Annotated in this window: 15 protein-coding genes; 10 read left to right on the top strand and 5 right to left on the bottom strand. The window is 64.9% G+C overall.

The window, feature by feature from the left end:
- Positions 1-7: 7 nt before the first annotated feature.
- Complete coding sequence (locus AB3147_RS05020) at positions 8-2,239, bottom strand: thiamine pyrophosphate-dependent enzyme (protein WP_367351507.1); 2,232 nt, start codon at positions 2,237-2,239, stop codon at positions 8-10.
- A 369-nt stretch (positions 2,240-2,608) separates the two neighbouring features.
- Between AB3147_RS05020 and AB3147_RS05025 the strand changes: the two genes are divergently transcribed.
- The 6 genes from AB3147_RS05025 (at position 2,609) to AB3147_RS05050 (ending at position 8,811) form a co-directional block, all read left to right on the top strand.
- Positions 2,609-3,106, top strand: a complete 498-nt coding sequence (locus tag AB3147_RS05025; RefSeq protein WP_056569521.1) for a MarR family winged helix-turn-helix transcriptional regulator — start codon at positions 2,609-2,611, stop codon at positions 3,104-3,106.
- A gap of 187 nt (positions 3,107-3,293) precedes the next feature.
- A complete protein-coding gene (locus AB3147_RS05030; RefSeq protein ID WP_175138817.1) occupies positions 3,294-4,865 on the top strand; it encodes an ABC transporter substrate-binding protein in 1,572 nt (523 codons plus the stop codon).
- A 58-nt stretch (positions 4,866-4,923) separates the two neighbouring features.
- Positions 4,924-5,910, top strand: coding sequence for an ABC transporter permease (locus tag AB3147_RS05035; RefSeq protein WP_105237526.1), 987 nt, complete (start codon positions 4,924-4,926; stop codon positions 5,908-5,910).
- Positions 5,910-6,824: an ABC transporter permease gene (locus AB3147_RS05040; protein ID WP_175123213.1), complete on the top strand. Its 915-nt coding sequence runs from the start codon at positions 5,910-5,912 to the stop codon at positions 6,822-6,824. The genes AB3147_RS05035 and AB3147_RS05040 overlap by 1 nt, the downstream gene beginning before the upstream one ends.
- Positions 6,825-6,832: 8 nt before the next feature.
- The gene (locus AB3147_RS05045; protein ID WP_175138816.1) at positions 6,833-7,819 is read left to right on the top strand and encodes an ABC transporter ATP-binding protein; all 987 of its coding nucleotides are present in this window, start codon (positions 6,833-6,835) and stop codon (positions 7,817-7,819) included.
- The gene (locus AB3147_RS05050; protein WP_175138815.1) at positions 7,816-8,811 is read left to right on the top strand and encodes an ABC transporter ATP-binding protein; all 996 of its coding nucleotides are present in this window, start codon (positions 7,816-7,818) and stop codon (positions 8,809-8,811) included. Before AB3147_RS05045 ends, AB3147_RS05050 begins: the two co-directional genes overlap by 4 nt.
- A gap of 49 nt (positions 8,812-8,860) precedes the next feature.
- Here AB3147_RS05050 and AB3147_RS05055 read toward each other — a convergent pair whose 3' ends face one another.
- Positions 8,861-9,382: a hypothetical protein gene (locus tag AB3147_RS05055; RefSeq protein WP_367351508.1), complete on the bottom strand. Its 522-nt coding sequence runs from the start codon at positions 9,380-9,382 to the stop codon at positions 8,861-8,863.
- 221 nt (positions 9,383-9,603) lie between these two features.
- On the opposite strand from AB3147_RS05055, the gene AB3147_RS05060 reads away from it, so the two are divergent.
- The 4 genes from AB3147_RS05060 to AB3147_RS05075 all read left to right on the top strand — a co-directional run bounded on the left by AB3147_RS05060 (position 9,604) and on the right by AB3147_RS05075 (position 13,413).
- Entirely contained in the window at positions 9,604-10,524 is a 921-nt protein-coding gene (locus tag AB3147_RS05060; RefSeq protein ID WP_367351509.1) for a DMT family transporter, read from the top strand.
- Between the two features lie 115 nt (positions 10,525-10,639).
- Positions 10,640-12,313 carry an energy-dependent translational throttle protein EttA gene (gene ettA, locus AB3147_RS05065; protein WP_175123208.1) on the top strand — a complete coding sequence of 558 codons (1,674 nt, stop codon included), beginning with the start codon at positions 10,640-10,642 and terminating at the stop codon, positions 12,311-12,313.
- 150 nt (positions 12,314-12,463) lie between these two features.
- On the top strand, positions 12,464-12,997 hold the full coding sequence (locus tag AB3147_RS05070; protein WP_105237533.1) for an isochorismatase family protein: 534 nt from the start codon (positions 12,464-12,466) through the stop codon (positions 12,995-12,997).
- Between the two features lie 191 nt (positions 12,998-13,188).
- Positions 13,189-13,413 carry a glycine zipper 2TM domain-containing protein gene (locus AB3147_RS05075; protein ID WP_056321146.1) on the top strand — a complete coding sequence of 75 codons (225 nt, stop codon included), beginning with the start codon at positions 13,189-13,191 and terminating at the stop codon, positions 13,411-13,413.
- 90 nt (positions 13,414-13,503) lie between these two features.
- On the opposite strand, the gene minE is transcribed toward AB3147_RS05075, so the two are convergent.
- The 3 genes from minE to minC form a co-directional block, all read right to left on the bottom strand.
- Positions 13,504-13,761 carry a cell division topological specificity factor MinE gene (gene minE / locus AB3147_RS05080; RefSeq protein ID WP_006217654.1) on the bottom strand — a complete coding sequence of 86 codons (258 nt, stop codon included), beginning with the start codon at positions 13,759-13,761 and terminating at the stop codon, positions 13,504-13,506.
- A gap of 3 nt (positions 13,762-13,764) precedes the next feature.
- Positions 13,765-14,580 (bottom strand): septum site-determining protein MinD, encoded by an 816-nt coding sequence (gene minD, locus AB3147_RS05085; RefSeq protein WP_008158705.1) that lies wholly within the window; start codon positions 14,578-14,580, stop codon positions 13,765-13,767.
- Between the two features lie 142 nt (positions 14,581-14,722).
- Positions 14,723-15,667: a septum site-determining protein MinC gene (minC, locus tag AB3147_RS05090; RefSeq protein ID WP_175137184.1), complete on the bottom strand. Its 945-nt coding sequence runs from the start codon at positions 15,665-15,667 to the stop codon at positions 14,723-14,725.
- Positions 15,668-15,766: the final 99 nt, after the last annotated feature.

Raw genomic sequence — 15,766 nt, forward strand, 5'->3', positions numbered from 1 at the left:
GGGTTCCTCAAAGCGCGCTTTGCGCCAGACGCGCCGCGCGGCGCCGTTGCAGGAAGCCGATCACCGCGCCGCGCATGCGCGCCAGGAAGCGGTCGGCGCCGGTCGGGTTGTGGATGATGTCGGCACGGTAGAACGACGGACACAGCACGGCCGCGTGCGCGACCTCGCCACAGTTGCCGCAGCCCACGCAGCTGCTTTCCACGTGCGCAACCGGGTCTTCCTTGAGCGGATCGCCGCTGTCCTTGACCGTCAATGACGGACACCCGGACAGCCGGATACAGGCGTGGTCGCCAGTACAGACATCCGGATCCACGCCAAAGCGTTCCTTCACGACCCGCTTGCCTTCCTTGACCGCCTTGTTGAACAGGGGCTTTACGCGCCGCTGCTTGTTCAGCATGCATTCGGACTGCGCGATGATGACCTTCGGACCCTTGATGTCGGTGGTCAGCGCCTCTTCGATGGTGGCGCGCACCTTGGCCACGTCGTAGGTCCGGCCCAGCGTGCGCACCCACTTCACGCCCACGCCGCGCACGGCCTGGTCGATCGGGTTGTTGGTCGAGCGATCGGGGTTGTCGGCGCGCGAGGACAGGATGTCCTGTCCGCCGGTAGCCGACGCGTAGAAGTTGTCCACGATGACGATGACGCCGTCGTACTTGTTGAACACCGCGTTGCCGATGCCCGACGCCAGCCCGTTATGCCAGAAGCCGCCGTCGCCCATGATCGAGATGGGCCGCTTGGCGGCCGGCACGTTGAAGGCGGCCGCGCTGGAAGCGCCCAGGCCGTAGCCCATCGTCGTGGCGCCCAGGTTGAAGGGCGGCAGGATGGAAAAGAGATGGCAGCCGATGTCGCACGAAATGTGGTGCTGGCCCAGCGTTTCCTGCGCCAGCGTCAGCGCGGAAAAGATGGGCCGCTCCGGACAGCCCGTACAGAAGCCCGCGGGCCGCGGCGGCACAACGGCCGCCAGGCCTTCGACTTGCTTGTGGAAGGTGATGGGCTGTTCGGCGGGGCGCGGCGGCTTGGGCCGCGAGACTTCGGTGATGGTGAGCTGGGGCTCGGGCTGCACTTCTGCCTGCGCATCCACCGCTACCGCCGGATGCGTCTGCAGCGATTCCGGCCGGTTGCGCTTGAGGAATTCCCGCAGGCCATCGCGCATGACCTGGGTCGTGTATTCGCCCGCCATCGGCAGCACGTCCTTGCCGGACAACTGCGTGCTCACACCGGCTCGGCGCAGCACCGCGTGCAGGTTCTGCTCGATGTAGTCCGGCTGGCCTTCTTCCAGCAGCAGCACGGCGCGCTTGCCGCGGCAGAAGTCGATGACCTCGTCCTCGATGACGGGGTAGGTCACGTTCATCACGTACAGCGGGATGCGGCTGTTGCCGAAGTTGTCGGCCAGGCCCAGCAACTGCAGCGCGCGGATCACGCCGTTGTACAGGCCGCCCTGCAGGATCAGGCCGATGTCATCCTGGTCGCCGTCAAAGTGCTCGTTGAGCTGGTTTTCCTTGATGTAGCGGATGGCGGCCGGCCAGCGCTCCTTGATCTTTTCCTGCTCGTGCAGGAACGAGGCCGGCGGCAGCACGATGCGGCTGGTGTCGCGCGCCGGGCTTTCCAGCGCCTCGGCCAGGCTGAACGCCGGGCGCTTGTTTTCCTTGGCGATGAAGCGGCCATGCACATGACAGCCGCGGATGCGCAATTGCAGCATCACGGGTGTCTTGCTGGCTTCCGACAGCGCAAAGCCGTCTTCCACCGCCTTGACCATGCTTTCCAGATTAGGACGCGGGTCCAGCAGCCAGATCTGCGACTTCATGGCGAACGCGTGCGAGCGTTCCTGCATGATCGACGAGCCTTCGCCGTAGTCTTCGCCCACGATGACCAGCGCGCCGCCCGTGACGCCGCCCGAGGCCAGGTTGGCCAGCGCGTCGGAGGCGACGTTGGTGCCCACCGTGGATTTCCACGTCACGGCGCCACGGATGGGGTACATGACGGAAGCGGCCAGCGTGGCCGCGGCGGTGGCTTCCGAGGCGCTCGCCTCGAAGTGCACGCCCAGTTCCTGCAGGATGTCGTTGGCGTCGGCCAGCACGTCCATCAGATGCGAGATCGGCGAGCCCTGATAGCCGGCCACGTAACCCACGCCGGATTGCAGCAGCGCCTTCGTGACGGCAAGAATCCCTTCGCCGCGAAATTCCTCGCCCGCGCCGATGCGCAGTTGCTGGACTTCTTTCTTGAAAGACCTTTCCGCCATCTTGGATCCCTTTCGCGGACCCCGTCGGGATCCTTAATCCGTGCTGCCGTGCAGCATCGTCTTGCCACGAAAACATCGCCTGAAAAATACTTTAGGAGTCAACGTTTTAGCTGTCAATAAAAAAGATGAAATTTCATGGAAATTAAAAAATATCACGCAAAAACAAGGGTGTATATACTGGTTGTTCTCTAGGTTTTTGACGGAATGAGGGCGCTGCAATGGTGCAAAAACGGGTTGCGATTTGGGGTATACCCTGTGCTGCGCAACAGCATTGCGGTACATCATGGCGCACGGCTGCGCCGTCGTGGTGCAATGCGCTTTTCGGCAACGGGGCAGGCCTTCGAAATGGGTGCGTGGGAGCAAACCAACATGCAGGCAGATAAGCCACGCGGCACGCGCGCCGCCGCAACGGGCCCGCGGTTCGTCGACGGCTACCTGGCCTATCTGCTTGCGCAGGCCAGTCAGCGCATCTCGGCGGAATTCCATCAACAGGTCAAAGCCGCCGGCCTGTCCGTAACCGAATGGCGCGTGCTCGCCAGCTTGCAAGGCAGCGCCGGCGAAACCATCGGCAGCCTGGCCGTGCTGGCCATCACCAAGCAGCCCACGCTCAGCAAGGTCGTGCAGCGCATGGAGGCCGACGGTCTGGTGGCCCGCACCGGCGTCCGTGCCGACCGCCGCCAGACGCGGGTTTGCATCACGGCCAAGGGCTCCAACCTCATCGGCGGCCTGTGCGATCAGGCTTTGCAACACCAGAAGGCGGTGCTGGCGCCCTTCGGCGAAGAAAAGGCCGCGTTGCTGATCGACATGCTGGACGTGCTGATGACCGAACACGTGCCCCTGGAACTGCCCATCGACCCGGACGAATAGGTCCGTCCGTTGCAAGCGCGCACTCGAACGTCGTTTGGTCCGATTTTTTTGTTACACGCTTATGCGTCCCCGGTTGTCGTTCCCCAGAGAAAACGATCGCCGGTACGCGCAAACCCTGAATTGACGCGGGTCTCGTGGGTAGGCACACTCGCGCCGGTATTCAGACTACTGTCAGGAGTTGACACTTATGCGCCGCACTTTGATTGCTATCGCGATCGCCGCCGCCGTGGCAGTGCCCTCGATCGGGCAAGCCAAGACCTTCCGCTGGGCCGCCCAGGGCGACATCCTCACGTTCGATCCGCACTCGCAGAACGAAGGCATGACGATCGCCGCCAACAGCTACATCTACGAGCCGCTGGTCGACTACGACAAGTCCTTCAAGGTATCGCCGCGCCTGGCCACCGAATGGGAGCAGGTGTCGCCCACGCTGTACCGCTTCAAGCTGCGCCCCAACGTCAAGTTCCATGACGGCGCCGCGTTCACGGCGGACGACGTGGTGTTCTCGATCCACCGCGCCATGGCGCCCACGTCGAACTACAAGGCCTACACCACCGGCATCAAGGAAGCGCGCAAGATCGACGACCTGACCGTCGAGATCGAAACCTCGGCGCCCAACCCCGTGCTGCTGCGCCAGCTGACCAACGTGTTCATCATGAACAAGGCCTGGTCCGAAAAGAACAACATCGCCAAGCCGCAGGACTTCGTCAACAAGGAAGAAACCTACGGCGCGCGCAACACCAACGGCACCGGTCCCTACAAGCTCAAGAGCCGCGAAGTCGACGTGCGCACGGTCTTCGAGGAAAACAAGGACTGGTGGAACAAGGCCGGCAAGGTCGGCAACGTGACCGAAGTCGTCTTCACGCCGATCAAGCAGAACGCCACGCGCACCGCCGCGCTGTTGTCCGGCGAGATCGACTTCGTGCTGGATCCGGCCGCGCAAGACCTGGACCGCCTGCGCCAGTCGCAGAAGGTCGTCGAGGGCAACGAATACCGCACCATCTACCTTGGCCTGGACCAGAAGCGTCCGGAACTGCAGTACTCCAACATCAAGGGCAAGAACCCGTTCCAGGACGTGCGCGTGCGCGAAGCGCTGTACCGCGCCATCGACGTGGACGCCATCAAGCGCGCCGTGATGCGCGGCCTGTCGGCGCCCACCGGCACGATGATCGCGCCGCAGGTGCATGGCTGGGCCGAGTCCGTGCACAAGCGCGTGCCCTACGACCCCGAAAAGGCCCGCGCCCTGCTCAAGGAAGCCGGCTACGACGGCACGCTGAACTTCACGCTGGACTGCCCGAACAACCGCTACATCAACGACGAAGCCATCTGTCAGGCCGTCGTCGGCATGTGGGCCAAGGTCGGCGTCAAGGCCACCATGAACGCCATGCCGCGCTCCACGTACTTCCCGAAGGTGCAGTCGTTCGACACCAGCGCCTATCTGTTCGGCTGGGGCGTGCCCACGTTCGACGCCATGTACACGCTGCAGAACCTGATCCGCACCAAGGGTGAGGGCGCCGACGGCATGTACAACCTGGGCAACTACAGCAACAAGGAACTCGACGTCATCATCGATCGGATCAAGACCGAGACCGATGAGAAGAAGCGCGACGCCGACATCATCACCGTGCTGGAAGGGCACGCCAAGGACTTCGGGCATATCCCGCTGCACGACCAGGTCATCCCCTGGGCCATGCGCAAGAACGTCACGGTCATCCACCGTGCCGACAACCGCCTCGTTGCCGATTGGGTCAAGGTTGACTGATCCAGGCTAACCAGACGGCGGGACCTACCCGGTTCCGCCGTCTTGCTTTTTTCCGCCTATGTTCGCTTTCATACTGCGTCGCCTGTTGCAGGCCGTAGCGGTGATGCTCACCGTCGCGCTACTGGCCTTTGTGCTTTTCCAATACGTCGGCGACCCCGTCACCATCATGCTGGGGCAGGACGCCACCGATGCCGAACGCATCGAACTGCGTGAACGCCTGGGCCTGAACGAGCCCGCCATCGTTCAATTCGGCCATTTTGTGGCCAACGCCGTGCAGGGCAATTTCGGCATCTCCCTGCGCCAGAGCGAACCCGTTTCCACCCTGCTGAAGTCCCGTTTGCCCGCCACCCTTGAGCTGTCCATGGTGGCCGCGTTGCTGGCGCTCGTCGTGGGCGTGCCGCTGGGCGTGTACACGGCGCTCAAGCGCAACAGCCTGGTTTCCCAGATGCTGCTGGCCGGCTCGCTGCTGGGCGTGTCCCTGCCGACCTTCCTGATCGGCATCCTGCTGATCCTGGTGTTCTCGGTGCAACTGGGCTGGCTGCCCAGCTATGGGCGCGGCGATACCGTCAGCCTGGGCTGGTGGACGTCGGGCCTGTTCACCGCCACGGGCTGGAAGCACCTCATCCTGCCGTCCATCACGCTGTCGCTCTTCCAGATGACGCTGGTGCTGCGGCTGGTGCGCTCCGAAATGCTGGAGGTCCTGCGCTCGGACTACATCAAGTTCGCGCGCGCCCGGGGCCTGAAGCGCCGCGCCATCCATTTTGGCCACGCGCTCAAGAACACGATGGTGCCCGTCATCACCATCACCGGCCTGCAGCTGGGCGGCATCATCGCCTTTGCCATCGTGACCGAGACCGTGTTCCAGTGGCCGGGCATGGGCCTGCTCTTCATCCAGGCGGTCCAATTCGCCGACGTGCCGGTGATGGCCGCGTACCTGTGCCTGATCGCGCTCGTGTTCGTGGTTATCAACCTGATCGTCGATCTTCTGTATTTCGTCGTGGACCCGCGGCTGCGTTCCGGGCTGACTCGCGGGGGGGCTCATTGATGCGCGCCGTACTTAAACGCTGGTGGGACAGCGACATTGCCTGGGCCTGGCGCCGGGCGCCCGTGGCCATCGTCGCCACGCTGCTGCTTGCAGCCCTGTTGATCGGTTCCTTCGGGGCCGGCTGGGTCGCGCCGCACAACCCGTTCGACCTGACCAAGGTCGAACTGCTGGACGCGCTGCTGCCGCCGGCCTGGGAACCCAACGGACAGGCCACGTACCTGCTGGGCACCGACAGTCAGGGCCGCGATCTGTATTCGGCCATCCTGTACGGCACGCGCGTGTCGCTGCTGATCGGCCTGGCCTCGGTGCTGCTGTCGATGGTGATCGGCATCGTGCTGGGCTTGATCTCCGGTTATGCCGGCGGCCGCATCGACGCGTTCATCATGCGCGTCGCCGACGTGCAGCTCTCGTTCCCCGCCATCCTGATCGCGCTCCTGATCGACGGCGTGGCGCGTGCGGCAGTGCCGCGCGAACTGCACGAGATCATCGCCTTTCCGGTGCTGATCGGCGCCATCGCGCTGGCCGGCTGGCCGCAGTACGCGCGCACGGTGCGCGGCTCGACGCTGGTGGAAAAGAACCGTGAATACGTGCAGGCCGCCCGCGTGATCGGCGTGGCCTCGCCCGTCATCATGTTCCGCCACGTGTTGCCCAACGTGCTGGGTCCGGTGCTGGTGCTGGCCACGGTTCATCTGGCCACCGCCATCATCACCGAGGCGACGCTGTCGTTCCTGGGGGTGGGGGTGCCGCCGACCGCGCCGTCGCTGGGCACGCTGATCCGGATCGGCAACGATTTCCTGTTTTCCGGAGAGTGGTGGATCACCATTTTCCCGGGCGCGGCGCTGGTGCTGCTTGTGCTGTCGGTCAACCTGCTGGGTGACTGGCTGCGCGACGCACTGAACCCGCGGCTGAACTGAGGTAAACCATGAGCGCATTACTCGAAGTCCGCAACCTGCGCGTGGAGTTTCCCACGCGCCGCGGCACGCTACGCGCCCTGGACGACGTGTCCTTTTCCATCCAGGCTGGCGAAGTCCTGGGCGTGGTGGGCGAATCCGGCGCCGGCAAGTCGCTGACCGGCGCCTCCATCATCGGCCTGCTCGAACCCCCGGGCCGCATCGCGGCCGGCGAGATCCTGCTGGCCGGCCGCCGCATCGACAACCTGCCCGACGAACAGATGCGCCGCGTGCGCGGCCGCGAGATCGGCGCGGTGTTCCAGGACCCGCTGACGTCGCTGAACCCGCTGTACACGGTGGGCCGGCAACTGGCTGAAACCATCGTCACCCACCTGGACATGACCTGGTCGCAGGCGCGCAACCGTGCGGTCGAGCTGCTGGCGTCCACCGGCATTCCCGCCGCGCGCGAGCGCATCGACCACTACCCGCACCAGTTCTCCGGCGGCATGCGCCAGCGCGTCGTGATTGCGCTGGCCCTGGCCGCCGAGCCGAAACTGGTGGTGGCCGACGAACCCACCACCGCGCTGGACGTGTCGATCCAGGCGCAGATCATCGAACTGCTCAAACGCCTGTGCCGCGAAAACGGCACGGCGGTCATGTTGATCACGCACGACATGGGCGTCATCGCCGAGACCGCCGACCGCGTGGCGGTGATGTACGCCGGCCGCGTGGCCGAGATCGGGCCGGTGGCCGACGTGATCCACAAACCGCGCCATCCCTATACGTCGGGACTGATGGGGTCCATTCCCACGCTGGAAGGCCACACCGAGCGGCTGGTGCAGATCGACGGCAGCATGCCGCGCCTGAACGCCATCCCGCCGGGCTGTGCGTTCAATCCCCGCTGCGGCCAGCGCCTGCCGCGCTGCGCGCACGACCGCCCCGAGCTGATGCCCGCGGGCACGTCGCGCGCGGCCTGTTGGCTGCATGACGAAGGCAATACGTTGGAGGTGGCCGCATGAGCACGCCCTTGGTTCAAGTAAAGGACGCGGCGCGCTGGTTCGACGTATCGCCGCCCTGGCTGGAGCGCACGCTGGCGCGCAAGCCCAAAGTGATGCTGCGCGCGGTTGACGGCGTGTCGTTCGACATCGCCCGCGGCGAAACGCTGGCGCTGGTGGGTGAATCCGGCTGTGGAAAATCCACGGTCGCGCGCATGCTGGTCGGGCTGTATGGCCTGACGCGCGGCGACATCCACTTCGACGGCCAGCCGCTGTCGCGCATGTCCGAGCCCGGCGGGCGCGCTTTGCGCAAACGCTTGCAGATGATCTTCCAGGATCCCTATGCCAGCCTGAATCCGCGCTGGCGCGTGGGCCGCATCATCGCCGAGCCGATGCTGACGCACACGCAGATGTCGCCCGCGGACCGCGTGGCGCGCGTGGGCGAACTGCTGCGGCAAGTGGGCCTGGATCCCGCGGACCAGAGCCGCTATCCGCACCAGTTCTCGGGCGGGCAGCGTCAGCGCATCTCGATCGCGCGCGCGCTGGCGGTCAATCCGGAATTCCTGGTGTGCGACGAGCCCACCTCGGCGCTGGACGTGTCCGTGCAGGCGCAGGTGCTGAACCTGATGAAAGACCTGCAGCGCAAGCTGGGGCTGACGTACCTGTTCATCTCGCACAACCTGGCCGTCGTGCACCACGTGGCGGATCGTGTGGGCGTGATGTACCTGGGCCGCATGGTGGAAGTGGCGCCGCGCGACGAACTCTTCGCGCGGCCGCGCCATCCTTACACGCGGATGCTGCTCGAGGCGATTCCGGACATCAACGGCGCGGGCAAGCCGCGCACGGCGGTGGCGGGCGAGGTGCCCAATCCCCTGAATCCCCCGTCCGGCTGCACCTTCCATCCGCGCTGCCCGCACGCCAACGACCGTTGCAAGGCCGAAGCGCCGGTCGCGAAGCTGGCGGGGGTGTCGATCGTGGCCTGCCACGCGGTCGAGGAAGGCCGGATCACCGTGTGATTCTGTAAACGCCGTGGACCGGGCGCCTGTCCGGGCCGCGGCGCGCCGCTCAATGGCGGTGGTTGTGGTTGTGGACGTCGTCGTACGGCGTGTCGTCGTCTTCGTCGTCCCCGCCGTCGTCTTCTTCGTCTTCCTCGTCGGGATCGGGCTGCGGTTCCTCGGTCAGGGCAAAGGGCAGCACGTCTTCCAGGTTGTCGGACCAGGCGGATTCTTCACCGTCGTGGTCCAGCTTGATGAAGCGCTCGCCGTCGTTCAGCGAGATCTGGATCGCCCACAGGTACAGACAGTCGTAGGTGTCGTCATCGGACTGCGGCAAGCCGCCACGGTTGCCGAGCAGGCGCGCGCCCGGCCCGCCCATCTGCACATGGGTCTGTTCCTCGTCCGTCTCGGCCTTCTCGTCCATTGGGACGCCGTAGGTCACCCATTCGGTGCCTTCATCGCCCAGCACCACTTCCGCCAGCACGGGTTTGCCCAGATAGGCGCTGAGTGCATCCGCGGTCTTGGCCAGCATGTCCAGTTCGGGTGCGCTGAAATGGGTCAAGGAAGCGGGAGGAGTGGCAGAGGCGGACATGAAGGTTCCTGGGCGCGATGAAGCCGCGACGGCACGGCAGATACGTCAGGCGCTATTGTCGCGCGAACCGCGCTGCGGTGCATCGGGCGCTTGGATTACGAAGAAACGCGGGCGGTCTTCGGATGGCGTGCCGGGGCGCCAACATATCAGTGACGTATACAGCGGGTCGGACGGAGCCTACACTGGCCTGCTTTTCGTCTTTCTGCCTTCCCGTTTCATCCATGCGCTCCGACGCCCCGCAGCTCCCCCTCCGATTTTTCCTGTTTCCGCTTCTGGCCGCCCTGATCTGGTCGGTCAATATGATCGTCACCAAGATGGCCGCGGGCGTCATCGCGCCGGCGGCCATCGGCTTTTATCGCTGGGCGCTGGCGGGCATCGTCCTGACCCCGTTTGCCCTGCCCGGCGTCTGGGCGCAACGCCGCCAGGTGCTGGCGCACCTGCCGAAATTCGCCGTGCTGGGCGGACTGGGCATGGCGCTGTACCAAGGCCTGGCGTACGTGGCGGCCGCGTCCACCACCGCCACCAACATGGGCTTCATCACCGCGATGATCCCGCTCATGACCATCGCCGTCATGGCGGTCATCATGCGCGAGCGCCCCACGGCCATGGCGGTGCTGGGCAGCCTGGTGTCGCTGGCCGGGCTGGCGCTGCTGATCGGCGAGGGCGACCCGGCCCGGCTGCTGTCCGTGGGCGCCAACCACGGCGACGTGCTGATGGGGCTGGGCGCGCTGGCCTATGCGCTCTATGGCGTGCTGCTGCGCCGGTGGGCGCTGCCTGTGGGGCCGTGGCAGTCGCTGTACGTGCAGGTCGCGTTCGGCATTCTGTTCCAGCTTCCCGCCTTTCTGATGGCGGCGCCGTCGCCGCTCAATGCCGCCAACGTGCCGCTGGTGCTGTATGCGGCGGTGTTTCCGTCGCTGTTTGCGCCGTATCTGTGGATGCAGGGCGTGCGCCATCTGGGCCCCAACCGCGCCAGCATCTTCCTGAACGTCATGCCGGTGTTCACCGTGGCCATCGCGGCGCTGCTCCTCGATGAAAAGCCGCATCTGTTTCATATCGCGGGCGGTGCGCTGGCGCTGGCCGGCGTGATGCTGGCGCAGATGCGTACGCCGGGTCTGCCGGGCCGGCCCGAGAAGGCCAACTGAAGGCGGGCAAAGGCCCGGATCAAGGCGAGATGGGGCCGGATCACCGCTGCCGCACGCCGGTCAGGGATCCGGCCTACAATCAACGGTTTCTCAGCTATATCTCACCTACGAGCCCATGGCCCAATACGTCTACACCATGAACCGCGTCGGCAAGATCGTGCCGCCCAAGCGGCAGATCCTGCGCGATATCTCCCTTTCGTTTTTTCCTGGCGCCAAGATCGGCGTGCTGGGCCTGAACGGCTCGGGCAAGTCGACGCTGCTGAAGATCATGGCGGGCGTCGACCGCGAGATCGAAGGCGAAGCCGTGCCCATGCCGGGCCTGAACATCGGCTACCTGCCGCAGGAACCGCAGCTCAACCCCGAGCACACGGTCCGCCAGGCGGTTGAAGAAGGCCTGGGCGCCGTCGTCACCGCCAAGAAGCGCCTGGACGAGGTCTACGCCGCGTACGCCGAACCCGACGCCGACTTCGACGCGCTGGCCGCTGAACAGGCCGAACTCGAAGCCATCATCGCCGCCGCCGCCTCCAGCGGCGCGGACGACATCGAACACCAGATGGAAATCGCCGCCGACGCGCTGCGCCTGCCGCCCTGGGATGCCACCGTCGGCAACCTGTCCGGTGGTGAAAAGCGCCGCGTGGCCCTGTGCCGCCTGCTGCTGTCCAAGCCCGACATGCTGCTGCTCGACGAACCCACCAACCACCTGGACGCGGAAAGCGTGGAGTGGCTGGAGCAGTTCCTGCACAAGTTCCCCGGCACCGTCGTCGGCGTGACCCACGATCGCTACTTCCTGGACAACGCGGCCGAATGGATCCTGGAACTGGACCGCGGCTACGGCATTCCCTGGAAGGGCAATTACAGCTCGTGGCTGGAACAGAAGGAAGACCGCCTCAAGCAGGAAGAGTCCTCCGAATCGGCACGCCAGAAGACCATCAAGAAAGAACTGGAGTGGGTGCGCCAGAATCCGAAGGGCCGCCAGGCCAAGGCCAAGGCGCGTCTGGCGCGTTTCGAGGAACTGTCCTCGTACGAATATCAGAAGCGCAACGAAACCCAGGAAATCTTCATTCCGGTGGGCGAGCGCCTGGGCAACGAGGTCATCGAGTTCAACAACGTCAGCAAGGCCTACGGCGACCGTTTGCTGATCGACAACCTCAGCTTCAAGGTGCCGCCGGGCGCCATCGTCGGCATCATCGGCGCGAACGGCGCCGGTAAGTCCACGCTGTTCCGCATGATCGCCGGCCGCGAGCAGCCGGATTCGGGCGAAGTCAAGATCGGCCAGACCGTGAAGCTCGCCTTCGTCGACCAGTCGCGCGACGCGCTGGAAGACAAGAAGACGGTGTTCGACGCCGTGTCTGATGGCGCCGACATCCTGACCGTCGGCAAGTTCGAGATGTCCTCGCGCGCCTACCTGGGCCGCTTCAACTTCAAGGGCGGCGACCAGAACAAGGTCGTGGGCCAGCTCTCGGGCGGCGAACGCGGCCGCCTGCACATGGCCAAGACGCTGATCGCCGGCGGCAACGTCCTGCTGCTTGACGAACCGTCCAACGACCTCGACGTCGAAACGCTCCGTGCGCTTGAAGATGCGCTGCTCGAGTTCCCCGGCAGCGTCATGGTCATCAGCCACGATCGCTGGTTCCTGGACCGTATCGCCACGCACATCATGGCCTTCGAAGGCGATTCGCAGGTCGTGTTCTTCGACGGCAACTATCAGGAATACGAAGCCGACAAGAAGCGTCGCCTGGGCGAAGAGGGCGCCAAGCCCAAGCGCCTGCGGTACAAGGCATTGAAGTAAAAACGACAGGCTCCACCGCCAAGAATCCCGGCCACGCGCCGGGATTTTTTTTTCTGGTGTCAGACACCGGAATCGGTCCTACCTTTGCAGGGGTGTCAGACACCGCCCCACAGCGTTATGCTGACCCCTTGCCCCCAGGAGTCCCTCACCATGCTGCTGTCCGCCTCCGATTCCACCCTGTTGATTGTCGACATGCAGGGCCGCCTGATGCCTGTCATCCACGAAGGCGACGCCGTGCTGAACGCCGCGCACAAGCTGGCGCAGGCGGCGCGGTTGCTCGATGTGCCGGTCGTCGCCACCGAGCACCACAGCAAGATGCTGGGCGTCACCGTGGACCCATTGCGCGAGCTGGTGCAGGCCACGTTCCAGAAGATGCACTTTTCGTCAGCGCGTGAACCGGGTTTTGACGGCTGGCTGCCCGCCTCGCGCAAGACGGTGCTGGTGGCCGGCTGCGAGGCGCATATCTGCGTGCTGCAAACCGTGATCGGTCTGGTGGACCTTGGCTACAAGACGGTGCTTGTCGCGGATGCGGCCGGATCGCGCAAGCCGTCGGACCATCATGCCGCGCTGCGCCGCGCGCGCGCTCACGGCGCGGAGATCGTCACGACAGAGATGGCGATTTTCGAGTGGATGGAGACGTGCGAGCACCCGCGCTTCCGCGACGTGTTACGTCTGGTCAAATAGCCGCCGGCCCTTGCAACATCGTTCCCAGGGGAGTGCAAAAGTTCGCTCTCCCTTTGACACAATTCCTGGGTAAACCTAACACCGTGTCCCCGGATAATTTGCGATCCTGAAAGCTCTAAACCCCTAAAGGTCCGCTCGCTCGCATTTTGATTCTCCGGTGCGGCCCCGGGTAAAAGAATAGGAGCTACATCATGAAAATCGCATCGCTTTCCAAGATCTGTGCCGCTGTGGCGCTGGCTGCCACCATGGCGGGTTGTTCATCGTGGGATGGCATGAGCCATCGCCAGAAGAGCACCGTGGGGGGCGCCGCTCTCGGCGGCGTCGCGGGTGCGGTGATCACTAACGGCGGCGTGCTCGGCACGGTCGGCGGCGCTGCGATCGGCGGTGTGATCGGCGACCAGGTCGGCAAGCGTTAAGCGTTCCTGGTCCCAAAAAGCAACGCCCGGCAATGCCGGGCGTTTTTTATGCGCAACGCGCGCCGGCAAGGCCGGCGCACAGCAGAGACGTCACGTCTCGTTCTGCGGCATTTCGATCTTCACTTCCAACACTTCCAGCGTGTCCTGGCGTTCCAGGTGCACCTTGATGTCTTCAGGATTGATCTTCACGTACTTGGAGATGACCGCGATCAGTTCCTGCTGAAGCTGCGGCAGGTAATCGGGCGAATCCCCGCGGCCACGCTCGTGGGCAAGGATGATCTGCAACCGTTCTTTGGCGACGGACGCGGAGGTCTTCTTTTGACCGAGCAGAAACGACAGGAAGGACATCGCTTACTTGCCTCCGAACAGGCGTTTCAGGAAACCCGGCTTTTCGTAGTCGGTAAAGCGCAGGGCCTTGTCTTCGCCAAGGTAACGGCTGACGACGTCCTTGTAGGCTTCCGAGACGTCGGTGTCTTTCAGGTGAATGGCCGGCAGGCCCTGGTTCGACGCCTGCAGCACGGCTTCCGATTCGGGAATCACGCCGATGAGCTTGATGCGCAGGATGTCTTCGATGTCGGTCAGCGACAGCATCTCGCCGTCGGACACGCGCTTGGGGTTGTAGCGGGTCAGCAGCAGGTATTCCTTGACCGGCTCGTCGCCCTCGACCGCGCGCTTGGACTTGGCAGCCAGGATGCCCAGGATGCGGTCCGAGTCACGCACGGACGAGACTTCCGGGTTGGTCACCACCAGCGCGTCATCCGCAAAATACGCGGCCATCAGCGCGCCGGTTTCGATGCCGGCGGGCGAATCGCAGACGATGTAGTCGAAACCCATTTCCTTCAGGTCATTGATGACCTTTTCCACGCCTTCCTGCGTCAGCGCATCCTTGTCGCGCGTTTGCGAGGCGGGCAGGATGAAAAGGTTTTCAAGCTGCTTGTCCTTGATGAGCGCTTGCTTGAGGGTCGCTTCGCCCTGGATCACATTGACGAAGTCATACACCACGCGACGCTCGCAACCCATGATGAGGTCGAGGTTGCGCAGGCCGACGTCGAAGTCGATGACAGCGGTCTTGTGGCCCCGCATCGCGAGGCCCGCGGAAAAACTGGCGCTCGTCGTGGTTTTGCCCACGCCGCCTTTGCCGGAAGTCACCACAACAATGCGTGTCATGACGATCAAACCCTTATGTTCGAATAAATCGCGTTATCGTAAAGCAAAAAGCCCGTGTAAGGCTTCTTACAGGATGTGTTGAGATTTGAGCGGGCCGCGGCCGCGCCGCCGTCTCGCAGGATGCCGCGCCCGGAGCGCGGCATCAGGCCTTCAGCGCTTCGATGCGCAGCGTGTCGCCATCCAGGCGGACCAGCGCAGGCTGGTTCTGCAGCGTGCCATCAAGCTTGTCTTCGACCACGCGGTAGACGCCCGCCACGGCCAGCAATTCCGCATCCAGATGCGTCGTGAAGATGCGTGCCGACGTGTCGCCGCGCGCGCCGGCCATGGCCTTGCCGCGCAACGGACCGTAAACGTGCACGTTGCCGTCGGCGATGACTTCGGCGCCCTGGCTGACCATGCCGATCACCACCAGATCCGTATGCCGTGCGTAAACGCGCTGGCCCGAGCGCAGCGGCCGCGTGACCACCAGCGCCGACGACGAGTGCGGGGCGGCGGCCGTCGGGCTGGGCGCGGACGTGGTGCTGCTGGCCGCGCGGGCGGGCAGGGGATCGGCGTCGGCCGCGGGCTTTTCGGCCTGCGCTTCGGCCTTTGCATCGGCAACGTCAGCGGCCGCCGTCTTGTCCTGCGCCGCGGTATCGGCGGCAGACGTCTGCGCGGCAAGCGCCGACGTGTCGGTGGGTGCGGGCGCGATCTCGACGGCGGCGGCCGGCACGGACGGCACGGGCGTCGCGACGTCATTCGGCGGCGCGGTGTCCACCACGGGGGCGGGTCGCGCGGCAGGCGTGGACAGTTCGACCGGGGTCAGGCCGGCATCGCGCGCGGCTTGCAGATTGGCGCCTTCGGCCACCACGCCGATCGGAGGCAGGTTGTGGCCGCGCAGCGACGCGACCAGCGCCGGCCAGTCGATCGTTTCCTCGACCCGGCTGGCGTCGATGACGACGGGCTCGTTTTCAAAGAAGCTGCCGGCATCCGCCATACGCTTGGCCAGCGCTGCGTTCAGGCGTTCGGGATCGGCGCTATGCAAAACCACCCGGATGGCATACAGGGTGGCGCTCTTGAAGTCCAGGGCTAGGGATTCAGTGTTCATCTTGATTGTGGCTGGCGGTCCGGGCGGCGGAAAACGGCGCGCGCAACCGGCTGCGGGATGTCGGGGATGATAACCCGCCAGGGGCGGCCTGCGCCGGGC

The sequence above is a fragment of the Achromobacter animicus genome (assembly GCF_040775605.1).
GTDB classification, from domain to species: Bacteria; Pseudomonadota; Gammaproteobacteria; order Burkholderiales; family Burkholderiaceae_B; genus Achromobacter; species Achromobacter animicus.